At 62.1% G+C, this 25,392-nt stretch carries 31 protein-coding genes and 1 pseudogene; 12 read left to right on the top strand and 20 right to left on the bottom strand.

The features are described 5' to 3' along the window. Positions 1-9: 9 nt before the first annotated feature. On the top strand, positions 10-1,305 hold the full coding sequence (locus HGP13_RS23590) for an SDR family oxidoreductase (protein WP_172229477.1): 1,296 nt from the start codon (positions 10-12) through the stop codon (positions 1,303-1,305). After that, positions 1,302-1,772, top strand: a pseudogene (locus HGP13_RS23585) (DUF2269 domain-containing protein); the annotation flags it as partial. The gene HGP13_RS23590 and the pseudogene HGP13_RS23585, both read left to right, overlap by 4 nt. A 39-nt stretch (positions 1,773-1,811) precedes the next feature. On the opposite strand, the gene HGP13_RS23580 reads toward HGP13_RS23585, so the two are convergent. The 3 genes from HGP13_RS23580 to HGP13_RS23570 are packed head-to-tail and all read right to left on the bottom strand — an operon-like array spanning position 1,812 to position 4,397. Beyond that, on the bottom strand, positions 1,812-2,438 hold the full coding sequence (locus HGP13_RS23580) for a glutathione S-transferase family protein (RefSeq protein ID WP_172229473.1): 627 nt from the start codon (positions 2,436-2,438) through the stop codon (positions 1,812-1,814). Continuing rightward, on the bottom strand, positions 2,435-3,184 hold the full coding sequence (locus tag HGP13_RS23575) for a hypothetical protein (protein ID WP_172229471.1): 750 nt from the start codon (positions 3,182-3,184) through the stop codon (positions 2,435-2,437). The genes HGP13_RS23580 and HGP13_RS23575 overlap by 4 nt, the downstream gene beginning before the upstream one ends. A gap of 1 nt (position 3,185) precedes the next feature. Beyond that, on the bottom strand, positions 3,186-4,397 hold the full coding sequence (locus HGP13_RS23570; protein ID WP_027042427.1) for an NADP-dependent isocitrate dehydrogenase: 1,212 nt from the start codon (positions 4,395-4,397) through the stop codon (positions 3,186-3,188). 215 nt (positions 4,398-4,612) lie between these two features. On the opposite strand from HGP13_RS23570, the gene HGP13_RS23565 reads away from it, so the two are divergent. Together HGP13_RS23565 and murI are read left to right on the top strand one after the other, a co-directional pair. Next, a complete protein-coding gene (locus HGP13_RS23565; protein WP_172229470.1) occupies positions 4,613-5,533 on the top strand; it encodes an RNA methyltransferase in 921 nt (306 codons plus the stop codon). Further along, positions 5,526-6,314 (top strand): glutamate racemase, encoded by a 789-nt coding sequence (murI, locus tag HGP13_RS23560; RefSeq protein WP_172229468.1) that lies wholly within the window; start codon positions 5,526-5,528, stop codon positions 6,312-6,314. The genes HGP13_RS23565 and murI overlap by 8 nt, the downstream gene beginning before the upstream one ends. On the opposite strand, the gene HGP13_RS23555 is transcribed toward murI, so the two are convergent. Next, positions 6,311-7,720 carry an RNB domain-containing ribonuclease gene (locus HGP13_RS23555; RefSeq protein WP_172229466.1) on the bottom strand — a complete coding sequence of 470 codons (1,410 nt, stop codon included), beginning with the start codon at positions 7,718-7,720 and terminating at the stop codon, positions 6,311-6,313. The genes murI and HGP13_RS23555 overlap by 4 nt on opposite strands. Positions 7,721-7,873: 153 nt before the next feature. Between HGP13_RS23555 and HGP13_RS23550 the strand changes: the two genes are divergently transcribed. Beyond that, positions 7,874-8,056, top strand: a complete 183-nt coding sequence (locus HGP13_RS23550; RefSeq protein ID WP_172229464.1) for a DUF3008 family protein — start codon at positions 7,874-7,876, stop codon at positions 8,054-8,056. 8 nt (positions 8,057-8,064) lie between these two features. On the opposite strand, the gene HGP13_RS23545 is transcribed toward HGP13_RS23550, so the two are convergent. Beyond that, positions 8,065-8,250, bottom strand: a complete 186-nt coding sequence (locus HGP13_RS23545) for a hypothetical protein (RefSeq protein ID WP_172229462.1) — start codon at positions 8,248-8,250, stop codon at positions 8,065-8,067. A gap of 226 nt (positions 8,251-8,476) precedes the next feature. Next, complete coding sequence (locus tag HGP13_RS23540; RefSeq protein WP_172229460.1) at positions 8,477-8,674, bottom strand: hypothetical protein; 198 nt, start codon at positions 8,672-8,674, stop codon at positions 8,477-8,479. A gap of 374 nt (positions 8,675-9,048) precedes the next feature. On the opposite strand from HGP13_RS23540, the gene rpsD reads away from it, so the two are divergent. The 3 genes from rpsD to HGP13_RS23525 all read left to right on the top strand — a co-directional run bounded on the left by rpsD (position 9,049) and on the right by HGP13_RS23525 (position 11,505). Continuing rightward, positions 9,049-9,666, top strand: coding sequence for a 30S ribosomal protein S4 (gene rpsD / locus HGP13_RS23535; RefSeq protein ID WP_027028657.1), 618 nt, complete (start codon positions 9,049-9,051; stop codon positions 9,664-9,666). Between the two features lie 140 nt (positions 9,667-9,806). After that, positions 9,807-10,688, top strand: coding sequence for a tRNA 2-thiocytidine(32) synthetase TtcA (gene ttcA, locus HGP13_RS23530; RefSeq protein WP_172229458.1), 882 nt, complete (start codon positions 9,807-9,809; stop codon positions 10,686-10,688). Continuing rightward, entirely contained in the window at positions 10,678-11,505 is an 828-nt protein-coding gene (locus tag HGP13_RS23525; RefSeq protein WP_172229456.1) for an inositol monophosphatase family protein, read from the top strand. Before ttcA ends, HGP13_RS23525 begins: the two co-directional genes overlap by 11 nt. Positions 11,506-11,552: 47 nt before the next feature. On the opposite strand, the gene HGP13_RS23520 is transcribed toward HGP13_RS23525, so the two are convergent. The 5 genes from HGP13_RS23520 to purL form a co-directional block, all read right to left on the bottom strand. Next, positions 11,553-12,821, bottom strand: coding sequence for a multidrug effflux MFS transporter (locus HGP13_RS23520; protein WP_281410974.1), 1,269 nt, complete (start codon positions 12,819-12,821; stop codon positions 11,553-11,555). Between the two features lie 144 nt (positions 12,822-12,965). After that, positions 12,966-13,301, bottom strand: a complete 336-nt coding sequence (gene grxD / locus HGP13_RS23515; protein WP_095201472.1) for a Grx4 family monothiol glutaredoxin — start codon at positions 13,299-13,301, stop codon at positions 12,966-12,968. Between the two features lie 153 nt (positions 13,302-13,454). Next, a complete protein-coding gene (locus tag HGP13_RS23510) occupies positions 13,455-13,688 on the bottom strand; it encodes a BolA family transcriptional regulator (protein WP_010909092.1) in 234 nt (77 codons plus the stop codon). Positions 13,689-13,805: 117 nt separating this feature from the next. After that, entirely contained in the window at positions 13,806-14,330 is a 525-nt protein-coding gene (locus HGP13_RS23505; protein WP_172229454.1) for a hypothetical protein, read from the bottom strand. Next, positions 14,327-16,558, bottom strand: a complete 2,232-nt coding sequence (purL, locus tag HGP13_RS23500; RefSeq protein ID WP_172229452.1) for a phosphoribosylformylglycinamidine synthase subunit PurL — start codon at positions 16,556-16,558, stop codon at positions 14,327-14,329. Before purL ends, HGP13_RS23505 begins: the two co-directional genes overlap by 4 nt. On the opposite strand from purL, the gene HGP13_RS23495 reads away from it, so the two are divergent. Further along, positions 16,530-16,979: a hypothetical protein gene (locus HGP13_RS23495; RefSeq protein WP_172219742.1), complete on the top strand. Its 450-nt coding sequence runs from the start codon at positions 16,530-16,532 to the stop codon at positions 16,977-16,979. The genes purL and HGP13_RS23495 overlap by 29 nt on opposite strands. 16 nt (positions 16,980-16,995) lie before the next feature. Here HGP13_RS23495 and HGP13_RS23490 read toward each other — a convergent pair whose 3' ends face one another. Next, positions 16,996-18,408, bottom strand: coding sequence for a PLP-dependent aminotransferase family protein (locus HGP13_RS23490; protein ID WP_172229450.1), 1,413 nt, complete (start codon positions 18,406-18,408; stop codon positions 16,996-16,998). 93 nt (positions 18,409-18,501) lie between these two features. Here HGP13_RS23490 and HGP13_RS23485 point away from each other — a divergent pair, with 93 nt between their 5' ends. Continuing rightward, positions 18,502-18,753, top strand: a complete 252-nt coding sequence (locus tag HGP13_RS23485) for a DUF1127 domain-containing protein (protein WP_172229448.1) — start codon at positions 18,502-18,504, stop codon at positions 18,751-18,753. Between the two features lie 9 nt (positions 18,754-18,762). Here the strand turns inward: HGP13_RS23485 and HGP13_RS23480 are convergent, their stop codons facing one another. From HGP13_RS23480 to purC, 7 genes are all read right to left on the bottom strand, one after another. Further along, complete coding sequence (locus tag HGP13_RS23480) at positions 18,763-19,404, bottom strand: Pr6Pr family membrane protein (protein WP_172229446.1); 642 nt, start codon at positions 19,402-19,404, stop codon at positions 18,763-18,765. Positions 19,405-19,406: 2 nt separating this feature from the next. Then, positions 19,407-19,814, bottom strand: coding sequence for a hypothetical protein (locus HGP13_RS23475; RefSeq protein ID WP_172229444.1), 408 nt, complete (start codon positions 19,812-19,814; stop codon positions 19,407-19,409). Continuing rightward, a complete protein-coding gene (locus HGP13_RS23470) occupies positions 19,811-20,476 on the bottom strand; it encodes a glutathione S-transferase family protein (RefSeq protein WP_172229442.1) in 666 nt (221 codons plus the stop codon). The genes HGP13_RS23475 and HGP13_RS23470 overlap by 4 nt, the downstream gene beginning before the upstream one ends. A gap of 70 nt (positions 20,477-20,546) precedes the next feature. Then, positions 20,547-21,215: a phosphoribosylformylglycinamidine synthase subunit PurQ gene (gene purQ, locus HGP13_RS23465; RefSeq protein ID WP_172229440.1), complete on the bottom strand. Its 669-nt coding sequence runs from the start codon at positions 21,213-21,215 to the stop codon at positions 20,547-20,549. Next, positions 21,212-21,466, bottom strand: a complete 255-nt coding sequence (locus tag HGP13_RS23460) for a hypothetical protein (protein WP_172229438.1) — start codon at positions 21,464-21,466, stop codon at positions 21,212-21,214. Before HGP13_RS23460 ends, purQ begins: the two co-directional genes overlap by 4 nt. An 18-nt stretch (positions 21,467-21,484) precedes the next feature. Next, entirely contained in the window at positions 21,485-21,727 is a 243-nt protein-coding gene (purS, locus tag HGP13_RS23455) for a phosphoribosylformylglycinamidine synthase subunit PurS (RefSeq protein WP_013895864.1), read from the bottom strand. A 44-nt stretch (positions 21,728-21,771) separates the two neighbouring features. Then, entirely contained in the window at positions 21,772-22,566 is a 795-nt protein-coding gene (gene purC / locus HGP13_RS23450) for a phosphoribosylaminoimidazolesuccinocarboxamide synthase (protein WP_027028673.1), read from the bottom strand. Between the two features lie 275 nt (positions 22,567-22,841). On the opposite strand from purC, the gene HGP13_RS23445 reads away from it, so the two are divergent. Both HGP13_RS23445 and HGP13_RS23440 read left to right on the top strand, forming a co-directional pair. Continuing rightward, positions 22,842-23,162, top strand: coding sequence for a DUF1476 domain-containing protein (locus HGP13_RS23445; protein ID WP_172229436.1), 321 nt, complete (start codon positions 22,842-22,844; stop codon positions 23,160-23,162). 164 nt (positions 23,163-23,326) lie between these two features. Further along, positions 23,327-24,100, top strand: a complete 774-nt coding sequence (locus HGP13_RS23440; protein ID WP_172229434.1) for an HpcH/HpaI aldolase/citrate lyase family protein — start codon at positions 23,327-23,329, stop codon at positions 24,098-24,100. 55 nt (positions 24,101-24,155) lie between these two features. On the opposite strand, the gene HGP13_RS23435 is transcribed toward HGP13_RS23440, so the two are convergent. Beyond that, complete coding sequence (locus HGP13_RS23435; RefSeq protein WP_172229432.1) at positions 24,156-25,331, bottom strand: acyltransferase; 1,176 nt, start codon at positions 25,329-25,331, stop codon at positions 24,156-24,158. Positions 25,332-25,392 lie beyond the last annotated feature (61 nt).

Raw genomic sequence — 25,392 nt, 5'->3', positions numbered from 1 at the left:
AGCCACGACATGAATGTTCTTGTCCTCGGTGGCTATGGTTTGATCGGGGACGCCATCGTCGGACGTTTGCTTCGCGACGGTCATCATGTGGCCGGTCTCGGTCGCGATGTCAGGGATGCGCAGCGACGCCGGCCGGCGGTTCGCTGGATTGCGGCAGACATGTCGAAACTGCTCGCCGCTGAAGACTGGCTGCCGGTGGTTGCGGGCATGGACGCGGTCGTCAATGCGGCAGGCGCGCTGCAGGACGGCCCGCGTGACAGCCTCGACGCCATTCATCGCGGCTCGGTGGCAGCGCTGGTCGCGGCCTGCGAGCAGGCCGGTGTGCACCGCTTTGTGCAGATTTCGGCGATCGGCGCCGATCTCAGCTCACCAAATCCCTTCTTCAGCACCAAGGCGCAAGGCGACAAGGTCGTGACCAGCTCGTCGCTGGGGTGGACGATTCTGCGACCGGGCCTGGTGATCGCGCCGGCCGCTTATGGCGGGACCGCACTTTTGCGCGCCCTTGCGGCCTTTCCCGTTTTTGTCCCCGCCGTCATGGCGCGGCAGCCGATCCAGACGGTGGCGGTAACGGACGTTGCCGAGGCGGTCTTGCGCGCGGTTGCCGGATCTCTGCCGCCGCGCCTTGCGATCGATCTCGTTGAAACCGAGGCCCGACCGCTCGCTGATGTTCTCTCAGCCTTTCGGGCATGGCTTGGCCTGCCGCAGGCCCGGATCGTGCCGATGCCGGCCATTGTCGGCCGGCTTGCCGCCGTCATGGCCGACGGCCTTGGCCTGCTTGGCTGGCGATCGCCTTTGCGCAGCGCAGCCCTTGCCGCGCTGGCGCGTGGCGTGACCGGCAATGCCGGACCCTGGAACGATGTAAGCGGCCACCCGCTTCAGCCTCTGGAAGAGACGCTGGCCGCCATGCCCGCCCATGTCCAGGAGCGATGGTTCTCCCGCCTCTGGCTGCTGAAGCCGGTCGTGTTTGGCGTGCTCTCGCTGTTCTGGCTGATTTCCGGCATCGTCGGCCTGGCTCGACAGGATGCGGCAGCCGACATTCTGGTCTCTCATGGCCTGTCGCCCGCCCACGCGCTCGGACTGGTTCTTGCTGGAAGCATTGCGGACATCGTTGTCGGAGCCGCTGTTCTGGTGCGGCCCCACGTGCGCCTCGCGCTGACGGGAATGATTGCCATCACCTTGGCCTATCTCGGCGCGGCTACCGCGCTTGCGCCCGATCTGTGGGTCGATCCCCTGGGGGCAATGGTCAAGGCGGTACCCGCGCTTTGCCTTGTCCTGGTGGCCCTGGCGATTTTGGACGAGCGATGAGCATCTGGGCCGACACTTTGCGCTGGCTGCATATCGTCGGCGCCACGGTTCTGTTGGGCACTGGCGCCGGCATCGCCTTCTTCATGCTCATGGCGCAACGCACTGGCCGCGCTGATATCGTCGCTCATGTCGCGGGAACGGTCGTCATCGCCGACACCATTTTTACGGCGACCGCCGTCATCGTGCAGCCGATCACCGGCCTGCTGCTGGCGCGGGCCATAGGCTGGCCGCTGTCCGAAGGCTGGATCGTGCTGTCCCTGCTGCTCTATGTCGTGACCGGCCTGTTCTGGCTGCCGGTGGTCTGGATTCAGATTCGCATCCGCGGCCTGGTGCGGCAGGCGGCCATCGAAAACGCGCCGCTGCCTCCTGAGGAAAAGCGTCTGTTTCGCATCTGGTTTGTGTGCGGCCTTCCGGCTTTCGCCGCCGTCCTTGCCATTCTCTGGCTGATGGTCACCAGGCCGGAGATAGGGTTTTTGCCCTTCGCCTTGGCTCGTCTGCGGGGCTGCTCAATCTGCCTTTTCGGTCTTGGCAAAGCTCGGACGGGCCGCGATGCGGCCCCACCAGGCGTGGATCTCGGCAAATTGGGCCAGGCGCTTCTTGCCCTCAGCGACTTTTAGGAAATAGCCGATGATCGGTGCCGCATGCAGGTCGGCCAGCGTCAGTTGATCGCCGAGCAGCCACGGACCGGGAACCTTGAGCGAGGTTAGCACCCGCAGCACCGTTTCGGCCTGGCTCAGGCCGCCGGCGATCAGGGCCTCATCCGGCTCGGCCTTTTCAAGCCGCTCGACGGCAACGTCCCAGACCATGGCGCGGTAGCCATAGGCGTCGAGCATGCCTGTCATCTGGCCCATCCTGGCTCGGCCGCGCGCATCGGCGGGCTGCAACGCCGGGCCGTGGAAGGCTTCGTCGATATAGCGGGCAATCGCGTTCGTCTCGAAGAGCCGGAACCCGTCATGCTCGAAGGCCGGAATGCGGCCGAACGGGTGATGCTCCAGATACCAGGCCGGAATGCCTTCGGCGGCGAAGATATCGAGCGGCACGAGTTCGTACTCAACGCCTTTTTCCTCCAGAGCCAGCCGCGCGATGCGCACGTAAACGCTGTAGTCTGCGCCGTAGAGAGTTGGCCTGTTCAAGTTGTTTCCTCGCCGAGCTGAAGCCAAATACGCAAGTTCCCGACCGATTCGAAGCCGGCTGTACGCGCCGCCCGCAAAGCAGCACCGCGCTCATATCCCACGAGCGGAAGACCGTTGGCGTAGGCAAGGGCGGCATTCGCTGCATCTTGATAGACGGGTTCTGCGTCGTCACCTTTTGCAAAGACATTCGATAGGCCCATCGCCTCCGACGAGCGGTTCACGATGCAGCCGGCGTCAAAGCCAGCGGTGGTGGCACGCCCTAGCAATGCAACGTTTGGGTTATCGAGTATCGCCGGCGGGAACACCCGTCGGTCGGTTGGGTTGTCTGACGCCCATGCATCTTCCCAGGCATGGAGCGCGTCGGGATCACAGATGCGCCGCCATCCGGCAGGCCAGCCGCCGCCGGTCCTTCCGATCGCGCTGTCCGGATCGGTCCATATCCAGCTTGCGTCGAAAAGGACCTTGAACCCCATGTCGGCCAGGTCGAGACGACAAAATCCGTCCTTGACCGCAAAGGGACCGCGAAGCAACGAACTCAAGTGCTTGACTGCTTCGAGCTGAAGCTCGATCGCATCAGGATCCAGCGTTGTCATATTTGAATAGTATGGTGGAGCCGGCGTATCGCTCCACCACAGGAACAAGTTTCGGTGTTCCCTCAACCCATGAGCCCGAAACACCGCTTGGTAGAGATCGGCGTTGTTTGCCGCGCAGATGCGGACCTTGTCTGCCAAGGTCCGCACTTTCATGTCAGGCCATCGCCTTTTGCAAATTCTCGTCGATCTTGTCGAGGAAGCCGGTGGTCGACAGCCAGGGCTGGTCAGGACCGATCAAGAGCGACAGGTCCTTGGTCATGAAGCCGGATTCAACCGTCTGGATGCAGACCTTCTCCAGCGTGTCGGCAAACCGCTTCAATTCGGCATTGTCGTCGAGCTTGGCGCGGTGGGCGAGGCCGCGCGTCCAGGCGAAGATCGAGGCGATCGAATTGGTCGAGGTTTCCTCGCCCTTCTGGTGCTGGCGATAGTGGCGGGTGACGGTGCCGTGGGCTGCTTCCGCCTCGACGGTCTTGCCGTCCGGCGTCATCAGCACCGAAGTCATCAGGCCGAGCGAGCCAAAACCTTGCGCCACCGTGTCGGACTGCACGTCGCCGTCATAGTTCTTGCAGGCCCAGACATAGCCACCCGACCATTTCAGGGCGGAGGCCACCATGTCGTCGATCAGGCGATGCTCGTACCACAGCTTCTTCGCCTTGAACTCGGCCTCGAATTCAGCCTCGTAGACTTCCTGGAAAATGTCCTTGAAGCGGCCGTCATAGGCCTTGAGGATGGTGTTCTTGGTCGACAGATAGACCGGATAGTTGCGCAGCAGGCCGTAATTCAGCGAGGCGCGGGCGAATTCGCGGATCGACTCGTCGAGATTGTACATGGCCATGGCGACACCGGCGCCGGGTGCATCGTACACATCATGCTCGATGACCTGGCCGTCCTCGCCAACGAACTTGATCGTCAGCTTGCCCTTGCCCGGAAAGCGGAAATCGGTGGCGCGGTACTGGTCGCCGAAGGCGTGACGGCCGACGATGATCGGCTTGGTCCAGCCGGGCACCAGGCGTGGCACGTTCTTCATGATGATCGGCTCGCGGAAGATGGTGCCCCCAAGGATGTTGCGGATCGTGCCATTCGGCGACTTCCACATCTTCTTCAGCTTGAATTCTTCGACGCGCTGCTCGTCGGGGGTGATGGTCGCGCATTTGACGCCGACGCCGTATTTCTTGATGGCGTTGGCCGAATCGATCGTCACCTGGTCGTTGGTGGCGTCGCGGTGCTCGATGCCGAGGTCGTAATATTCGAGCTTCAGGTCGAGATAAGGGTGGATCAGCTTGTCCTTGATGAACTGCCAGATGATGCGGGTCATCTCGTCGCCGTCGAGTTCGACGACCGGGTTCGCCACCTTGATCTTCGCCATGAAAGAATGCCTCGTTGCTGGGATATGGGACGGCCTTGCCCGCGTGGGGTTCGGCCAGGGGATGCCGCCCGTATATCAAAGCGCTTTTGGCCGCGCAAACGGCGATCGGTCACGAATGTGGGGCCATGGCCGCCATCATTTGCCAAAGCTTCATTTTCGCGGCTGAATATGGCAGGGAACGCTGAAATGCCGCAAACAGCAGTTCATTGACAATCATGCCCGTCACCAAAGACCCCGATAGCAATGCACCCGCCGGTCCGGCGATCATCCTCGTCGAGCCGCAGCTTGGTGAGAACATCGGCATGGTCGCCCGCGCCATGGCCAATTTCGGCCTTTCGGAACTGCGCCTGGTCAACCCGCGCGACGGCTGGCCGAGCGAGAAGGCGCGCGCCGCCGCCAGCCGCGCCGACCATGTCATCGACGCCGTGAAGGTGTTCGACGATCTGGCCTCGGCGCTGGCCGACCTCAATTTCGTTTTCGCCACCACCGCCAGGCAGCGCGACGGCTTCAAATCCGTGCGCGGGCCGGTGGAGGCGGGCAGGGTGCTCCGCGCCCGTCATGGCATGGGGCAGCGCACCGGCATTCTGTTCGGCCGCGAGCGCTTCGGCCTCTACAATGACGAGGTCGGCCTTGCCGACGAGATCGTCACCTTCCCCGTCGACTCGGATTTCTCCTCGCTCAACATCGCCCAGGCTGCCTTGCTGATGTCCTATGAGTGGATGAAATCCGGTCTGGAGGACGAGACCAAGACCAATTTTTCTGGTCCGGAGATGAAGCCGGCCAGCAAGGAAGAGCTGCACGGCTTGTTCGCCTATCTCGAAGGCGCGCTCGAAGCGCGCGGCTATTTCCGGCCGGCGCCGAAGAAGCCGAAAATGGTCGACAATCTGCGCGCCGTGCTGACGCGCGCCGGCTTCGCCGAACCGGAGCTCAAAGTGCTGCGCGGCATTATTTCCTCGCTCGACAGGTTTTCCCCGGCGATGCCGCGTGGCGACGGCTCGCCGGGAGACGATCCAAGACGTTTGCCCGCGGCAGCTGCTCGTGCCCGCAAAGTGGATGCGGCTGGCCAGGTGCTTGACGCCAACGGCGACGATACCGACACGCCGCCGCTCGGTGGCAAGGGAACGGACAATGACTGAGCAGCCGATCCTGATGTTCGATTCCGGCGTCGGCGGGCTGACCGTGTTGCGCGAGGCGCGCGTGCTGATGCCGGACCGGCGCTTCATCTATGTCGCGGACGATGCGGCCTTTCCCTTCGGCGCCTGGGAAGAACCGGCACTGCGGACCCATATATTGGAGCTGTTCGCCAAGCTGCTCGACCGGTTTGAACCAGTCATGTCAGTCATCGCCTGCAACACCGCCTCGACGCTGGTGATCGACGCGCTGCGCGACGCCTTTCCCGGTCATCCCTTTGTCGGCACCGTGCCGGCGGTCAAGCCGGCGGCCGAGCGCACGCGTTCGGGCCTGGTCTCGGTGCTGGCAACGCCAGGCACGGTGAAGCGGCAATACACACGCGACCTGATCAGCAAATGGGCGCAGAAATGCCATGTCCGCCTGGTTGGCAGCGACAGGCTGGCGGGACTTGCCGAAGCCTATATGCGCGAGGGCTTTGTCGACGAGGAAGCCGTGCGTGCCGAGATCGCTCCTTGTTTCGTGGAACATGACGGGATGCGGACCGATATCGTCGTGCTGGCCTGCACGCACTATCCGTTCCTGGTCAACCGCATGCGCAAGACTGCGCCCTGGCCGGTAGACTGGATCGATCCGGCCGAGGCGATAGCCCGGCGCGCGCTTTCGCTCCTGCCGCCCGTCGATGGGCCGCTGCAGCAAGGCGAGCCCGATATCGCGGTCTTCACGTCAGGCAAGGCGGATTTCGCCGTCAGCCGGCTGATGCAGGGGTTTGGACTGGTCGTACGCTAGGCGGTGGCGGAAACGTCTGCCGCTCGAACAGGTTCAAAGACGATGCTGCGCTGATCCGGATCTGCCGAGACCAGCTTCAGCGTCACGCCATCACCCTGCTTCAGTCCAGGGGCCTTCACGGTGGCAACGACAGGCATGTTGGCAAGCTGGACGCGCACGCCGTGGTCGACGACGTCGGTCACAACGGCCTTGAACATCTCACCCTCGCGTCCCCTGAGCATGACCGCCTCGGCAAGGTCGATGGCCGCATGGTTGATCTGCGAAGAGCGGGCATCCGAACGTCCCATCACTTTCGGCAATCTGGTGAACGCGTTAGTGACGGCTTGCGGCACCGGCTGACCGTTGGCGATTGCCAGCGCGCAGCGCACGACATAGCGGTCGGCCAGTCGTCTGAGTGGAGCGGTTGAATGGGCGTAGGTTGCAGCCATCGCCTCATGCCACGGGATAACGCCCTCCTGATAGGGTTGATAGGACGCGCCGGAACTAGCATGGCGGATTTCCAGCATCAGCGCCGCCTGCTGCTTATTGGTCGGATCAAGGGTCCGCTGATAGTCGTGCAAGCTGGTCGAGGCAGGCCAGGACAGCCCGAGAGCCTGCGCCGCATTGCGCAGCCTTTGCACCTTGGAAGCGTCCGGCTCCGACATCACCCGAAACAACCCGGTATGGTGCGCAAACATGGCGTCGGCGATCGCCATGTTGGCAGCCAATGAAAGCGCGGCATTGTCTTGTTCTGATTGCAGCAGCGGTCTGAATGAAAGCTGGAATGTGCCGTCGGCCAGCCTTTCCACCTCTTGCTCGGGCGGGTCGACGCGCGACGCGCCACGACGTTCCTCGTTCATCGCCATGCGCCGCGCCATTTCGGCGAAGCCGGCGGGAACGTCGGAGGCCTTCACGCTGTCATAGGCGAGTTTGGCGCGGCTTTGAATGATTGCCCGCTCCGCGCCGTCCAATTTCACCGCACCGTCCTCAGCGACGCGAACGGTGAAGATAACGGCTGGACGCGGCCCATCCGGCAACAGGCTCGCCGCACCCTCGGCAAGTACCGGCGGGTAGAGCCCGGCCTTGCCGTCCGGCAGGTAAAACGTCTCGCCTCGCGTCCAGGCTTCGAGATCGATCGCGTCGCCGTCCTCGACGAACCAGGCCACGTCGGCAATGGCGTAGTGCAGCAGAAGATCACTGCCGCTCGCCTCGATCGAGAACGCCTGGTCAAGATCGGTGGAGCTTGCCGGATCAAGCGTGACGAAGGGCATGTCGGTTCGATTGGCATGCTGGTTCGGCACACGTTGGGCCGCCGTCTGCGCTGCGGCCATGACCTCAGCGGGAAATCCATCCGGCACGTGGAATTCGGTACGGATTTTCGCCAGGCCGGTGGAGAGAGCTTGTGAGGGGTCTGTCAGAGACTTCATTCTGCTGTCCTACACTGGCGCTCCGGACACGGGAAGGCTGCCAACGAACTCGCCAAAGCCGGCCGCCGGAATGGCAGGAGTCGGATGAGGAACCGGGCCGCTGGAACTGCCGCCGAAGCTCGGCGTTTCCCCTGACAGCAAAGGAGAAACGCCATGCCAGCCACCTCGAAAGCCCAGCAGCAAGCCGCCGGTGCCGCGCTCTCCGCCAAGCGCGGCGAGACGAAAAAGAGCGAACTCAAGGGCGCTTCACGCGAAATGTATGAATCGATGAGCGAGAAGCAACTGGAGGAATTCGCCGAGACCAAGCGCAAGGGCCTGCCGGAGAAGAAAACCTAGGGCGACCATCAATGATGGTGGAAGCAGCGCTTCACCCGCACCGTCACATTGTGGGGGCGGCCGTTGCGCCAGACCCGCCTGGTGACCGTCTCCCAATGGCAGTCCTTTTTCGCGCCGGCCACGGCCGACTCCGGTGAAAAAAGTAAGGTCGGGCCTGCAAGCAGCGCGACCAGAAGCAAGGTTGCGGTCTTCATAGGGCTTCTCCATTGCCTGACGGTAGATTTCTAGCGAATCGCGGCAATCATCCCCAATCACGAAGTCGGGAGCCCCAGCGGAAAGGCCTGCAGAATGAGTCGCGCCAAATTCGGCATCACTCACACTCGCGGCTGACAGCCCATACGAAAGGGCCAGCAATGGATTGCTGGCCCTCCTGGGGTTTTGGCATCTTCCAAGACAAGCTTGTTCCGGCTTGAGCCGGTTTCACCAGCTATGGCAGCGCCGTATCCGCTCGACGATCACCCTGCGGTGGCCATGCCGCCACACCACCCTCTTCTTCACGATGATGCGGCAAACCTGTTTATGGCCATGCCAATGGCGTGCCATGGCCGGTTCCGGCGCCACCGCCATCGAACCTGCAAGCACCGCAGCGCCCGCCAAGGTAAGGAAGAACTTCTTCATGCTAATCGGACTCCTCTAGCTCCAGTCCCTTCCTGGTGCCGTTGGCGCAAAACCTCCCGCCACATCCGGCATCGCTCAACGTCGAGGACGGTATATGGTTGCGCCACGCCGCGCCACTCACAAGCTTGACACCGGTTAAATCTCGGTTTAACCAGCCGCCCAACGCCGGGCAGCGATGTCCGGTGTTTGTTTTGTGAGCGCAAGACCGGTTGCCTTGGTTTCTGGTTTTGTTTGAACTGACGTGTCCCGTGGGTTTTCCGCCGCGTTGCGTGGGAAAACCCTGTCAGGTCTCGAAAACGGAGGCCAGAGGAGGGCGCGTTTCCTTCACCCGGACCATGAGGTGCCGGGTGTGTTGTTTTTGAAAAGGGAATGCGATGAGCAAGCGCGAATCCGCGAAGTACAAGATCGACCGCCGTCTCGGCGAAAATATCTGGGGCCGCCCGAAGTCCCCGGTCAACAAGCGTGAATACGGCCCCGGCCAGCACGGGCAGCGCCGCAAGGGCAAGCTTTCCGACTTCGGCCTGCAGCTGCGCGCCAAGCAGAAGCTGAAGGGTCACTATGGCGACGTTTCGGAAAAGCAGTTCCGCAAGGTCTATGAAGAGGCCGACCGCCGCAAGGGCGACACTTCGGAGAACCTGATCGGCCTGCTCGAGTCGCGTCTCGACGCGGTCGTCTACCGCTCCAAGTTCGTGCCGACCATTTTTGCTGCCCGTCAGTTCGTCAACCACGGCCACGTCAACGTCAACGGCAAGCGCGTCAACATCGGCTCGTACCGCTGCAAGCCGGGCGACGTCATCGAAGTGCGCGAAAAGTCGAAGCAGCTGGTCATCGTCCTGGAATCGGTCGGCCTCGCCGAGCGCGACGTGCCGGACTACATCGAAGCCGATCACAACAAGATGGTCGCGACCTTCTCGCGCATCCCCGGCCTGGCGGACGTTCCGTTCGCCGTGCAGATGGAACCGAACCTGGTCGTCGAATTCTATTCGCGCTAAGCGAACGCTTTTCTGCGATACCGGAAAGGCCGCCCTTCGAGGCGGCCTTTTTGTTTTACGCATCCGCTTTGCGGTTTCGATTCTCCGGCCGATGCGCTAATCCGGGCGGACGTCACATCCGGGGCCGCCGCGCCATTAACATGCTGCCAGACATCGAAACGCTAGAACCGGTCGCCGAGGGTGGTTTCCATCCGCTGTTCGCCGATGTGCCGTCCTCGGTCGAATTCAACAAGCTGCGCAAGCGGCTGCTGCGGCTGACCCGCCAGGCGACCGAGGATTTCTCGATGATCGTGCCCGGCCAACGCTGGCTGGTCGCGCTGTCGGGCGGCAAGGATTCCTACGGCCTGCTCGCCATCCTGCTGGACCTCAAATGGCGCGGGCTGCTGCCGGTCGAATTGCTGGCCTGCAATCTCGATCAGGGGCAGCCGAATTTCCCGAAGCACATCCTGCCCGACTATCTCAACGCCAACGGCATTCCCCACCGCATCGAGTACCAGGACACCTATTCGGTCGTCACCGACAAGCTGCCGCAGGGCAGTACCTATTGCTCGCTCTGCTCGCGGCTCCGGCGTGGCCATCTCTACCGTATCGCGCGCGAGGAGGGGTGCTCGGCCCTGGTTCTCGGCCATCACCGCGAGGACATTCTCGAAACCTTCTTCATGAACCTGTTCCATGGCGGCCGTCTCGCCGCCATGCCGCCAAAGCTGCTCAACGACGAAGGCGATGTCATGGTGCTGCGGCCGCTGAGCTATTGCGCCGAGACCGACCTCGAAAAATTCGCCGCCGCGATGCGGTTCCCGATCATCCCTTGCGACCTCTGCGGCAGCCAGGAAGGCCTCCAGCGCAACGCCATGAAGGCGATGCTGGACGACATCGAAAAGCGTATGCCCGGCCGCAAGGACACCATGATCCACGCTTTGTCCAACACCAGGCCGTCGCATCTGCTCGACAGGAAACTGTTCGATTTCGCCGCTCTCAACGAAACCCTCATACGCAGGCAAGATGCTCCCGATGACATTTGACGACAACGCGATCGACTGGCTGGCCAGCCTGCTGGCCGAGGCGGCAGACACCGAAATCATGCCCCGCTTTCGCCGGTTGGGCGATGGCGACATCAGACAGAAGACCTCCGCCGCCGATCTGGTGACGGAAGCCGATGTCAACGCCGAGCGGCTGATCACCGCCAGGCTGCGCCAGCACTATCCCTCGGCCATGGTTGTCGGCGAGGAAGCCTGTTCCGACGACCCGGCGCTGCTCGATGGTCTGGGCGACGCCGATCTGGCCTTCGTCATCGACCCGGTCGACGGCACCTTCAATTTCGCCTCCGGCGTGCCGCTGTTCGGCGTGATGCTTGGCGTCGTGGTCAAGGGCGAGACGGTCGCCGGCATCATCCACGATCCCGTCGGCAAGGACTGGCTGATCGGCGCCAAGGGCGCCGGCAGCCATATCCGCCATGCCCATGGCACCCTGGAGAAAGTACGGGTTGCCGTGGGCGCGCCGATCTCTGAGATGACCGGCGCGGTTTCCTGGCAATACATGGCCGAACCCGACCGCACGCGGCTGGCCTGCAACCAGACCAAGACGCTGTCGCAGTTCAACTACCGCTGCGTCGCCCACGAATACCGCTTGCTGGCGAGTGGCCATGGCCATTTCGTCGTCTACAACAAGCTGATGCCCTGGGATCATCTGGCCGGCGTGCTGATCCACGCCGAAGCCGGCGGCCACGCCGCGCGCTTCGACGGCACGGCCTATCTGCCGTCGCATGTCGGCGGTGGTCTGTTGGTCGCCCCCGACCGGGAAAGCTGGCAGGAGTTGCGCCGCGAACTGTGGGCTGCGTAGGATCAAATCCTGCGCCGACGTTCAAGCCGCTGGGCTTCAGGCCCAAATTAATGCAGGTCGGTGACATGTCCTGAAACGGGCGGGTTGTGCGGCTGGAACATCTTGCCGCGTTCGGCGATGAGGATCATCAGCAGCGCCGCGACCGAGACGCTGCAGAAGCCGGCGGCAAGCGGCGTCACCGTGCCGTTGAAGGCCTGGCCGATCAGCGTGCCGAGAATGCCGCCGAGAAACGTCTGCATGAAGCCCAGAATGGACGACGCCGTGCCGGCCAGTTGCCCGAGCGGCTCCATGGCCAATGCGTTGAAATTGGCGCCGAGCGCGCCGAAGGGAAGCATGGCGCTGGCGAAGAATGCAACAAACAGCCACAGCGGCATCTTCATTTCCAACGAAACAACCAGCCAGACAAGGCTGATGACCAGAAACAGCAACAATGCGCTCTGCGACAGGCGGCGCATGCCGATACGGCCGACAAGGCGTGAATTCAGAAAATTAGAGAAGGCGAGCACGCCCGCGACCCCGGCGAAGATGACCGGAAACATCTCGCCGACGTTGAATATGTCGACATAGATCTGCTGCGCCGAGGCGATGAAGCCGAACATGGCGGCAAAGACGAAGGTGCTGGCAAAGGCGTAGCAAAGCGCGATGCGGTTGGTGAGCACGATGCGGAAGCCACCGACGACGGAGGAGACCGTCAGGGGCCGGCGATATTCGGGACGCAGCGTTTCAGGCAGGCGCAGCAGTGACCACGCCGACACGATCAACGCGCCGACGGCCATGGTGACGAAGATATAGTGCCAGGTCGCGAACAGCATGATGAACTGGCCGATGCCGGGCGCGATGACCGGTATCGCCATGAACACCATGAAGATCAGCGACATGACTTCGGCCATGCGCCGGCCTTCGAATGTATCGCGCACGATCGAGACCGCGATGACGCGCGTGGCGGCCGCGCCAATGCCTTGCACGGCGCGGCATATCAGCAGCGTCTCAAAGCTTGGCGCGATGGCTGCGGCGGCAGCCGCTGCCACGTAGATGATCAGCCCGGCGACGAGCGGCGAGCGGCGGCCGAAACGGTCCGAGATCGGTCCGAAGAACAGCTGTCCGCCGCCAAAACCCAGAATGTAGGCGGTGATCACATATTGCCGGTGGTTTTCATTCTCGACACCCAGCGAAGCGCCGATCTGCTGCAGCGCCGGCAGCATGATGTCGATGGCCAGCGAATTCAGCGCCATCAGCGCCGCGCAGAGCGCAATGAACTCCCAGCGCGGAATAGGCAGTTTGATTGCCAATTGCGGCGCTGATGATTGCTGGTCCACGGCAAGTCCGATCTCTCAAGCAAAAATGCGCCAGCGGGCCGGCGCATTGGCTCGTCTTGGTCCCGACCTCAGGGACATAAAAATTGCCGAGGTGGGGCAGCCCCGGTGCTAAGTGCAGTCGTTACGACCTGCCCGAAACCGAAATCAGGCAGTGGCTTTGACGCTCACGCCCTTTTCGACGAGGAAGGTCTGCAACTCGCCGGCCTGGAACATCTCGCGGATAATGTCGCAGCCGCCGACGAACTCGCCCTTGACGTAGAGCTGGGGGATCGTCGGCCAGTTGGAATAGTCCTTGATGCCCTGGCGCAGCTCTGCAGAGTCGAGGACATTCACGCCTTTGTAGTCGGCGCCGATATAGTCGAGGATCTGGACGACCTGGCCGGAAAAACCGCACTGCGGGAAACCGGGCGTGCCTTTCATGAAAAGCACGACATCGTTGCCCTTCACTTCATTGTCGATGTAGTCGTTGATACCGCTCATGGAACATCCTTTCACGCCTGTGGGAGTCAGGCTCGAAGCATGTCCTTCAAATAAACCCATAGGTTGCCCGAAACAAGACATTAGCCGTGCCATGGGCGAAATGGCGCAAGAGATGGGCCGGCTTGGGCCAAGCGGGTGTCGGCTGGAACGGCCTCAGTCGGGAACGCTGGTCTGCAGGGCAAGCGCGTGCAGCACGCCGCCCATATTGCCCTTCAGCGCGTCATAGACCATCTGGTGCTGCTGGACGCGGCTTTTTCCGCGAAAGCTCTCGGCAACGACTTCGGCAGCATAGTGGTCGCCGTCGCCGGCGAGGTCGCGGATCGTCACCTTGGCGTCCGGAATGCCGTCCTTGATCAGTTTTTCGATGTCGTGGGCATCCATTGCCATGGCAGAATTCCTGTTTCGGGCGGGCGGCAACGCCCGTGCGATGAGAGTCGGGGTAAACCTAAAGCCTTTCCGGCCGCGATTGAAGCCGTTCCGCGCAGCACCCGGCGCGATTGTCGCCTACGACGCGCTGTGGTGCGGACGGACCGCATCGGCTGCGGGGTCGTCGTCGCGCATCGAGAAGCTACGGCCAAGGCTGAAGACCAGCACGTAAAGCGGGATGTTGACCGCCAGGTTGGCGATCGGCAGATAGCTGGTCATCTGCCAGACGGGTGAGAAGAACGGCTGGCCGTAACCATCGCAGGCCAGCGAAGAGCCGTACTCCCACAGGGCTCCCAGGACAGCCGCGACGGCAAAAAGCTTGATGCAGGTGACGACCCGGCCTGTCCTTGCGGGTTCCGGCAAAAGCCGGCTCCAAAGCACGAGGCAGACGATCGGAACCGCATAGATGAGGTTCTGCAGCACCAGCATGGGCAGCGTGCCAATGGCCGAAGCCAGGAACTGCTCACGCCTTTCCAACAGCGGGCAAACCTCGCTCGAGGTCGTCGACAGCAGGAAGAAGACGAACGGCCCTAGGAACCAGAAGAAGAACAGCGACGGCCAAAAGACGACTGCTAGCAGCGCCCGGACGGCCAGTCTGCTCAACTCGCCTGGTCCATGAAGCGGGGGAACCAGCCTTCATGGGCGGCGGTCAAGTCGCTGACCGGGATGGCCCTGGCGTCGCCGAGCTTCAGCGTGTTGCCACCGGTCGAGCCGATCCACGGCGCGAAGATGCCGAGTTCGCCCTGCTGCTTGCGGATGGCGTCCCATTCGTCGCCATGCGGATCGATCGACAGCGTCAGCAGATAGCGGCCCTGATCCTCGCCGAACCAGACCGGAATCGGATCGGTGCCGACAAGCCCGGGAACGGTCGCGCCGATGCCCGACGCCATCGCCATTTCGGCCAGCGCCACCGCGATGCCGCCATCGGAAACGTCATGCGCTGCGGTGACAATGCCGGACGCGATCAGCGAACGCACATGGTCGCCGACACGCTTCTCATGCGCGAGGTCGACCGGCGGTGACGGACCATCCGTGCGGCCATGGATGTCTCTGAAATAGACGGACTGGCCGAGATGCGTGCCCCAGGAGGCGAGCGCGCCAACCAGCAGGATCATCTGGCCCTCAGCCGCAAATCCGATGCGTACCATCTTCGACCAGTCGGCGATAAGGCCGACGCCGCCAATCGTCGGTGTCGGCAGGATGCCTTGGCCGTTGGTCTCGTTGTAGAGCGAGACATTGCCCGACACTATCGGGAAGCCGAGGGCGCGGCAGGCATCGCCAATGCCTTTCACCGCGCCGACCAGCTGGCCCATGATCTCCGGCCGTTCCGGATTGCCGAAATTGAGGTTGTCGGTGGCGGCCAGCGGCAGCGCACCGGTGGCGGTGAGATTGCGCCAGCATTCGGCCACCGCCTGCTTGCCGCCTTCATAGGGGTCGGCCTCGCAATAGCGCGGCGTCACGTCGGAGGAGAAGGCGAGCGCCTTGGTCGCATGGCCTTCCACCCGCACCACGCCGGCATCGCCGCCGGGAAGCTGCAGCGAATTGCCCTGGATCAGCGTGTCATACTGCTCCCAGACCCAGCGGCGCGACGACAGATCCGGGCCGCCGAGCAGTTTCAGCAGCGCATCGGCAACATCGGCCTGCGGGACGTCATTAGCGGCAAGCGGCGCCGGCTTCTTTGGCTCGATCCAGGGGCGGTCATATTCCGGCGCCTTGTCGCCGAGATCCTTGATCGGCAGATCGGCGACCTGGTCGCCCTGATGCAGCACGCGGAAGCGCAGGTCGTCAGTGGTCTTGCCGACAATGGCGAAGTCGAGGCCCCATTTATGGAAGATCGCCTCGGCTTCCTTTTCCTTCTCGGGGCGCAGCACCATCAGCATGCGCTCCTGGCTTTCCGACAGCATCATCTCGTAGGCGCTCATGCGCTCTTCACGTACCGGCACCTTGTCGAGATCGAGCTCGATGCCGAGGTCGCCCTTGGCGCCCATCTCGACCGCCGAACAGGTGAGGCCGGCCGCGCCCATGTCCTGGATGGCGATGACGGCGCCGGAGGCCATCAGTTCGAGGCAGGCTTCGAGCAGGCATTTTTCGGTGAAGGGATCGCCGACCTGCACGGTCGGTCGCTTTTCGTCGATCTTGTCGTCGAATTCGGCCGACGCCATGGTGGCGCCGCCGACGCCGTCGCGGCCGGTCTTGGCGCCGAGATAGACGACCGGCAGGCCGACGCCCTTGGCTTCCGACAGGAAGATGGCATTGGTCTTGGCGAGGCCCGCGGCAAAGGCGTTGACCAGGATGTTGCCGTTATAGCGGGCGTCGAAATTGACCTCGCCGCCGACCGTCGGCACACCGAAAGAGTTGCCGTAGCCGCCGACGCCGGAAACCACACCGGCGACGAGGTGCCTGGTCTTGGGGTGATCGGGAGCACCGAAGCGCAGCGCGTTCATCGCCGCGATCGGCCGCGCGCCCATGGTGAAGACGTCGCGTAAAATGCCGCCGACGCCGGTCGCCGCACCCTGGTAGGGCTCAATGAAGGAGGGGTGGTTGTGGCTTTCCATCTTGAAGACGACGCAGTCGCCATCGCCGATGTCGACCACGCCGGCATTCTCGCCCGGCCCCTGGATGACCTGTGGCCCGGTGGTGGGTAGCGTACGCAGCCACTTCTTCGAGGATTTGTAGGAACAGTGCTCGTTCCACATTGCCGAGAAGATGCCGAGTTCGGTAAAGCTCGGCTCGCGTCCGACGAGGTCGAGGATGCGCTGATATTCGTCGGGCTTCAGCCCGTGCGCGGCAATGAGTTCTGGGGTGATCGGCACGGAATTGGAAATGGTCATGGGCGGCAATTTATGTCCATGGAGCGGGGATTTTGAGTCCCCTCATATCGCAAGCTTTGCGGCCGATACACCCGTCGACCGCGGAAAAAAGACAGAAAGCAACAAGGTGATGCCGGGGCAGGCCCGCACCGGGGCTTTCCAGTCGCCCGTCAGGCCAGCGGTCATCGGCGAGATCACCTTGAGGAATGAAAAGCCGAAGGGGGAACGCTATGGCATCCAGGCCGTTGGGTCTGCGACCATTAAGGAGATCCGGACCATGGCTAGCAAGCAAGGTAAGAAAGACAATCGCCTCTCGGACAAAGAGGCCATGCATATTGCGGAGACCACCGACGTTTCGCCCGGGCAGGCCAAGGAACTGGCTGAAAAGCACGGCAAGGACAAGGCCAGGAAGGAAGCAGCCAACTTCAAGGCCGAAGGCTGAGCAAGGCCCAACTCTCTCAGGAGAAGCTGTCGTAGCCGGCGCGGCCCTCGTCGAGGAGCCGCCGCAGGACCCCAACACCGTCGGCGATATCCCCGCGCTGCCTTGGCTGCGAGATGCCGAAGCGGATGCCGTGAAAGACCTGTTCGGAGCGGCCGGCCTTGAACTCGTCCTCGTCGTCGATCAGCACGCCGTGTTCCAGGCAGGCATTCTTGAAGGTGCCGGAAAGCCATGGGTCGGGCAAAGTCAGCCAGACAAAGGGCACCTTGTCGTGTGACTTGAACGCAAAGCCAGCCAAGGTCTCGCGCACGATCGCGATGCGGGCGCTGATCTCAGTGATGCTGCGTTCGCGGATATCGCTGGCCTGACCGGAAAGCACCAGGCGGGCATTCACCTCCGCCAGCAGGAACGGCATGCCGCCGGTCATCATCTTGTGGGCGACACGGATACGGTGGCGATAGGCAGGCGGGCAGGAGAGCCAGCCGCCGCGCACGCCGGCCGCGACCGATTTCGACAGGCCGCTGGCGACGATGGTGCGTTCGGGGGCGAATTCGGCGAGCAGCGGTGTCGGGTCGTCGGTGAGGTTGCCGTAGAGGTCGTCCTCAATCAGGACGACATTGTATTCGCGCGCTATCGCGGCGATTGCCTTGCGGCGCGCCGCCGACAGCGTCACCAGCGTCGGATTCTTGGCCGTCGGCATGAGGAAGACCATGCTGGGATGCTTTTGCGCGCAGACGCGCTCGAAATCGGCCGGGTCGAGACCTTCCTCATCCGATGCCACCAGCGCCGTGCGCCGGCCGATCAACCCGGCACTGCGGGAGATCTGCGAATAGGTGAGGTGCTCGAAGGCGACATACTCGCCGGGCGTGGTGAGTGCGGCGATCGCCGCCATCACCGCGGCATGGGTGCCGAGCGTCGGAACGATGCTGTCGGCGGCCGGGCGGAAGGCGTTTCGCGACAGCCAGCGCGCGCCCGCATCATACCAGCGGCCCGGAAAATCGCGCGTATAGCTTGAAATTTCATGGGGATGATCCTGCGCGGTGCGCGACAGTACCTCCGCGACAATCAAGCCCTGACCGACATCGGGCGCTGCCGTGCTGTCGAAACGCAGCTTGTCCTGGGGTGCATCGACGGTACGCGTGCCTTCCACGCCGACGCCGGGTGCCCCCGGTTTCAAGCCGTCGGCGCGCTGGCCAAGCACATAGGTTCCCCGCCCGACCTCGCCGCTCACCAGCCCGCGCTCGCGCAGCAATTGGTAGGCCCGGCCGACCGTGCCGACGGTGGTGCCGATGTCGTAGGCGAGGTCGCGTTGTGGTGGCAGTTTTGTTCCGGCACCGATCACGCCCTGATCGATGCCGGCTTCAACGGAGTCGGCAAGGCGCTGATAGAGCGGCCCGGCGCCGGCGGTCAGATCTGGACGCCAATTTGTCATGGTGACAATTTTCTATATTGCACCAGAATGTGAGTCAATACATATCAATCGCGCACTAAAAAGGGTGCAATTGAGACATCTGGCAGAAAGAAAATGGATACAATCGCTACACTCCATCACTCAAGAACCGCGTTGCCAAGCGAGGCGCTGCGCCCGTCCGGCCAGCGCGGCTTTGTCGGCCGTCTGGTGCGCGTGGTTAAGTCGCTGGCACGATGGATCGACCATTTACTGGAGCGCCGGCGCGGCCGGCTCGCATTGCTGGAGATGACCGACGATCAGCTCAAGGATATCGGCCTCTCGCGCTGCGATGCCCACCGCGAGGGTATCAGACACTTCTGGGAATAGATGCCGATCCTAACGGACCCGCTTTGTCCCGCGATGGCCGATGCCGCGGTCGATAAAAACGGCAACGATGCAGATCACCAGGAACAGCGCGGTGATGGCCAGCGCCGCAATGGCGACACTGGCTACGCCGTTCCTGGCGACATCGAGGAAGGGGTAGGGCACCTCGCCGGCCAACGGCGCCCGCGCCAGCGCATAGGCCAGATAGGCGATTGGGTAGAGCACCCACCAGGATATGTCGCTCCATCGTGTCCTGCCGTCGGCGCCTGCTATCAGCCACCACAGCACGAACAGAACCGGCGTCACGTAGTGCAGCAGCACGTCGCAGAGCAGGAACAGGCCTTGCGGCTGCCAGAGTCGCGCCAGAACCGTGGCATAGACGATGAAGACCAGGGTGATCGAAACCGCAACACCCGCACGCATCCGCGGTCCGGCGAAGGCCGGCAGCCACGCATAGAAGCTGGGTGACAGCAGGGACGTGTAGACCAGCACGGCGCCAATGTTGGTCAGGATGGTGAAGAAGCTGAGCAGGAAGACGATCGAGCCGAGCAGGCTGCGGCCGGCTTCCATCGACGCCGGAATGCTGATGCAGAACTGCAGGAGAAGGCCAGCCAGACCTATGGCCAGACCCGCCACCTGCAGGAAGCGGCCCATGGTCAGGCGGTCGCGGCGCAGGCCGGATTGCCGGCCTGCCAGCGGGCAATATCCGAGCCGATGCGCGCGCCGAGGGGGTCGTTCATCAGGGGCCCGAAGGCGTCGACGCGGCTTGAATTGCCTTGCGCCTGCACGACCAGCAACGGTTTGCCGCCATAATGCTTGGCCGGCACCAGCAGGAAGCGCGGCGTGCCGCTGAACGAGTTCAACTCATTGGCCATCTGATATTGCTTGAAAGCCGGGTCCTTGCTGGCGATCCAGCATTTATGCGCCGCGATTGCCACCTGTTCCATGGCCAGCAGCGACGCGCTCTTGCCCGAGGGGACAGGCGTGCTTTTCGGAGTCGATTGGCACGACGCCAGGGCAAAGCCTGCCGCGGCGACGAGAACGATCGTCTTGCTCTTGATCAAGCGGCACCCATCTCGAGTTCGGACAGAAAGATTTTCAGGCCGTCTGTCATCTCGCCCCACACCCGCGACAGTGCCGGATGCTGCGATGCGATCTGCTCATAGGCGTCGAACTTGGGATAGGCGTCGAGCAGGTCGTGGCGGCCCGTCATGGCGCGGAAGTTGTTGAAAATGAACCGCGTCGGCGTCAGCCACGCATCGGCGAAACTGATGTCGTCGCCGAGCGCGAAGGGCCCCTGCGCCATGCGCGACTCGATCGCCGCCAGCCCGTGGTGCAGGCGCGTGAATTGGGCGTCGATCTCGGCATTGTTTCGCTTCTGGACGAAATGAAGCTCGAAAAGCTTCATCGTCGGCGTCAGCACGTCGAGATCGGTGATGCGGGCGAACATGCGCACCAGGGCGCGGTCCTTGGAATCGGGCGGCAGCAGCGCTGGCTCCGGAAACCGCTCCTCGAGATATTCGGCGATGACAACCGATTCGACGATGGTTTCGCCCGAGCCGGTGATCAGCACAGGGATCCGGTTCATCGGCGAAATGGCGCGAAACTCTTCCGGGATCGGAAACCCCGGCGGCGGCGCGATGATCTTGAGCGGCACGTCCTTGATATAGGCTAGCGCCCGAACGATCGACGAGTAGGGCGACAACGGCCGCGAATAGAGTTTCATGACCGTCTCTCTCCCCAGAGCAATGGACGTGATGTCCTTGTAAATTTTACTGCATTTGCGGCTGAAATCGTCAAGCGGCGATGCCGAGCGCGCCTTCGAAGAGGGCGCGACCGTCGCTGCCGCCATGGGCGGCTTCGATCAGGTTTTCAGGATGCGGCATTAGGCCAAGCACATTGCCTTGTGCGTTGATAATGCCGGCAATGTCGTTGATCGAGCCATTGGGGTTGGTCCCCTCGGCATAACGGAACACCACTTGGCCTTCGCCTTCGAGGCGGGCAAGCGTTTCGGCGTCGGCGAAGTAATTGCCGTCATGGTGCGCCACCGGCGAGCGGATGATCTGACCCGGCTGATAGCGGCGGGTGAACATGGTGTTGGCGTTGGTGATCTCGAGCTTGATCTGCCGGCAGACGAATTTCAGCGAGGTGTTGCGCATCAAGGCGCCAGGCAACAGCCCGGCCTCGACCAGGATCTGAAACCCGTTGCAGACGCCGATGATGGTCACGCCCTTGGCCGCCTTTTCAGCGACGGCCCGCATCACCGGCATGCGCGCGGCGATCGCGCCGCAGCGCAGATAGTCGCCGAAGGAGAAGCCACCCGGAATGGCGATCAGGTCGACATCCGGAATTTCGGTGTCGGTCTGCCAGACGGTGACCGGCGGTTTTCCCGAAATCTTGGTCAGCGCCGCGATCATGTCGCGGTCACGGTTGAGGCCAGGCAGGAGGACGACGGCTGATTTCATTTTGGTTCGTAAGGCCTCTGAGCTTCGGCTAGTTGACGCAGGTCGAGACGTCTGTCTATGCGTCCAAGGCACTCGTCCTGTCTGGCGAGGATGCCATAAACGTTGTGGATATCGCTTTGCATACCCACCATGTGACCCCGCATCACATTCAATTCCCGTTTCGTCTCGGAGACATCCTGACGAAGCTCACCGATTTCGTGATGCACGCGCTTCAGAAGCTCGGACATCAACTCATTCGTGACTTCCGACATAGTGCCTCCGACACAACCTCAGGTAAGTGTCACACTATAATTCTCAATCACCGTGTTCGCCAGCAGCTTGTCGCACATTGCTTTCAGATCGGCCTCAGCCTTGGCCTTGTCGCTTTCGGCCAGTTCGACGTCGAACACCTTGCCTTGCCGCACCGCGCCGACGCCATCAAAACCCAGGCCGGACAGCGCGTGTTCGATCGCCTTGCCTTGCGGGTCGAGGACGCCGTTCTTGAGGGTGACGGTAATGCGGGCCTTGATCACGCTGGACATGCTCCTGTTCTAAAGTATCTGATAGCAAGCCGCTATCAGTGCGGCTTGCCTTTGACGCCATCGGTCGAGGCGACAAGCACCGGACCGGTCGGGCGGGGCGGCTCATTCTCATTCATGATGCCGAGGCGGCGGGCGACTTCCTGGTAGGCTTCGACAAGGCCGCCCATGTCGCGGCGGAAACGGTCCTTGTCGAGCTTGTCCTGTGTCGCCACGTCCCACAAGCGGCACGAATCCGGTGAAATCTCGTCGGCGACGACAATGCGCATCATGTCGCCCTCGAACAGGCGGCCGCACTCGATCTTGAAGTCGACGAGCTGGATGCCGACGCCCATGAACAGGCCGGAGAGGAAGTCGTTGACGCGGATGGCCAGCGCCATGACGTCGTCGATCTCCTGCGGGCTTGCCCAGCCGAAGGCGGTGATATGCTCTTCCGACACCATCGGATCATCGAGCGCATCGGCCTTGTAATAGAATTCGATGATCGAGCGCGGCAGAACGGTGCCTTCCTCGATGCCGAGACGCTTGGACAGCGAACCGGCGGCGACGTTGCGCACCACCACTTCGAGCGGAATGATCTCGACTTCCTTGATCAGCTGCTCGCGCATGTTGAGCCGGCGGATGAAATGGGTCGGGATGCCCATGCGGTTCAAATGGTTGAAGATGTACTCGGAAATGCGGTTGTTGAGCACACCCTTGCCGTCGATGACCTCGTGCTTCTTCTTGTTGAACGCGGTTGCGTCGTCCTTGAAGAACTGGATCAGCGTACCCGGTTCCGGTCCCTCATAGAGGATCTTGGCCTTGCCTTCATAAATGCGGCGGCGATTTTTCATCTGATTTTTTCTCTGGATTTGCGGGCAGGCGGCAAGCGACCAGTTCCTGTCCGTCCGCCTAAATTAGTGCGGCGACGGCGGGGTTCAATGCCGGGTCTATCCCAATCACATCGTTTGCTCAATCGGCAAATCCTTCCAATCAACCGCTTTCGGGACTGAAATGCCGCAGCGCAGCATATGACGAAGCGTATTGACCGGCCCGCGACCTTTTGGTTTGTGCTTCGACAACACACATATCACTTGCCAACGAATCGGATTTGACCCGGAGGGACGCCATGAGCAGCATGAAAGACCGCGAAGAAGGCTTCGAGCGCAAATTTGCATTCGACGAGGAGCTTCGGTTCAAGGCCTCGGCGCGCCGCAACAAGGCGCTTGGCCTGTGGGCCGCCGAAAAGCTCGGAAAGTCGGGCGCTGACGCTGATGCCTACGCCAAGGAAGTCGTCGTTGCCGACATCGAGGAAGCCGGCGATCACGACGTGTTCCGCAAGATCCGCAAGGATTTCGATGCCGCCGGCGTCGAGCAGTCGGACCATCAGATCCGCCGCACCATGGACGAACTGATGGCGCAGGCGATCGAGCAGATCAAGAACACCTGATCCGAGCCGGAGCAGGTTCCGCAAAAGTGTCCCACGGTTTTGCGACAGAACCTGCGACAAAACAATGACTGGACCAATCGACCGCCCGGCCAAGCCGGGCGGTTTTTCTTTGCCTTTGCCGCAGTTTCCGGCTGAACTGGGGACGTTAACGAGGAAGAGATTAGATGTCCCTGAAGTCCCGCCTTGCTGCCGATGAAACGCTGATCACCGCCTGGTCGGGTGTGCCGGACGCACTGACCGTCGAGATCCTCGCCAAACAAGACTTCGATGCCATCACGCTCGACATGCAGCATGGCGGCCATCACGAAGACAGTGTGCTACGCGGTCTCGTGCCGGTGCTTGCCGCAAACAAGCCGGCGCTGGTGCGCATCCCGGTTGGCCGCTTCGACATGGCAAGCCGGGCGCTCGATTTCGGCGCCGAGGCAGTCATCGCGCCGATGGTGAATTCAGTGGCCGATGCAAAGCTGTTCGCTGCGGCGATGAAGTATCCACCGCTCGGCGAGCGTTCGTGGGGTCCGACCTACGCCTTTCCGCGCCATGGCAAGGGCGACTATGCCGAATGGCTGCGCGACACCAATCAGCGCACTATGGCCTTTGCCATGGTCGAGACGCGGGCCGCCCTCGACGCGCTCGACGGCATTCTCGACACACCGGGCATTGACGGAATTTTCTTGGGCCCATCGGATTTCTCGATCGCCTGGAGCAATGGTACGATCGTCAACTCGACGCTGGAAAGCATGATGGAGACGATAGCATCGGTCGCCGAGCGCACCCGCAAGGCGGGAAAACATGCCGCGATCTATGTCGTCGAACCAGCAATTGCCGGCCGTGTTGTGTCGATGGGCTACCGCCTGCTCGCCACCGGGTCCGAGCACGCGCTGATTTCGCTGGGGGCAAAAACGCTGCTGAAAGGCATCAAGGATTCGATTGAAGCCTGACCCGCCTCGTCACGGTCGGCAGGGATATCAGCCGATTGGCCGGGATCAGACGGGATCAAATATGAGCAGCATCGCGCGCCGTGGCCATCACGCTGCGGTGGCGGAACCTGCTAAACAGGCCAGCGATTAGAGCAACCCACCGGTTGTTGAATGCCATCAGCGGCAGCGCTGCCACGATCGAACCCAGCATAGCCGCGGTTGCACCCAGTGCAACCGAACCGCTGGTCAGAAGTACCCATGATCCAAGCGAGCCGATAACAGGAATATGCACCAGATAGAGTGGAAAAGATAAGTCGCCAAGGAAACGCGCCGCCTTGCCAGTCAACCATGATGGCGGCCTTTCCAGAGTGAGCACGGCATAGACGAGCATGAGACTGCCCAGCGTAGCGACATAGGCCTGTCGCCTGTAGTCGGAGAGCCCGTCGATCTCCAGGACGGCCAAGGGACGGTAAATACCAACGCCATTCCCCGCATAGCCCAGGATCACGAGCGAGACCGCTATTATGGCGATCCCTGACCACATGTTCGGACGAAATTTCCTGCCGAGCAGGAGATAGAGCGAGAGGCCGACTGGAAAGGCGACAAAAATGAAGTTCACCAGCAATGCTATGAAAACGCCGGTGAGCAGAACGAACCAGGAAAGCAGCGGTATGCGATCCTGGAAGGCGAAAATGGCCGGCGCAAGGGCAAACACCATGAGGCTGCCCCAGAATTCGAACCACATGGTCCATAGGCTGCCATCGTAATAATAGTCGCCAAAGATAAATGTCCGCCACGCGCCTTGATTGAAGGCATCCAAAAAGCTGGCTGTATCGGGTGACAACATCTTTGAAGCGGAGGCGAAATCCGTGAGCCAAGGCGACCCCGACAACGCGCCTGCGTCACGAAAAAAATACAGATCGAGCTTGAAGAGAAGGCAAGAGAAAACGACCGTGACGAGTACAGGGCCGGCCAGTCGCGGCAGCCGTTTGAGTGCCCCGACCAGCAGATCCCGCGGCTCACGGCTCTTATAATAGCGCTTCACCAGCACGAAGGATGAAAGCACGAAGAACAGAAACACGGCTGATTTGCCATTCAGCACGACGAAGAGGAGGCTCGTCTGCAAGGAATCGGCAGGGCCGTTTGCAAAAATGCCGCTCTGCGACGGGGCAAAGGCAAGCGTCACATGCCAGAACATCACAACTATTGAAGCGACGCCCCGCACGAATTCCAGTGAATCATCCTTGTTCAAGTCTATGCCTTTGCCTCACGACAGCATTGGCTTGCGCGACACATTGCTTGCTGCAAAGTCG

The sequence above is a fragment of the Mesorhizobium sp. NZP2077 genome (assembly GCF_013170805.1).
Lineage (GTDB): Bacteria > Pseudomonadota > Alphaproteobacteria > Rhizobiales > Rhizobiaceae > Mesorhizobium.
Note: the sequence above shows the minus strand (reverse complement) of the source record. Positions and strands in the feature narration are given on the sequence as shown.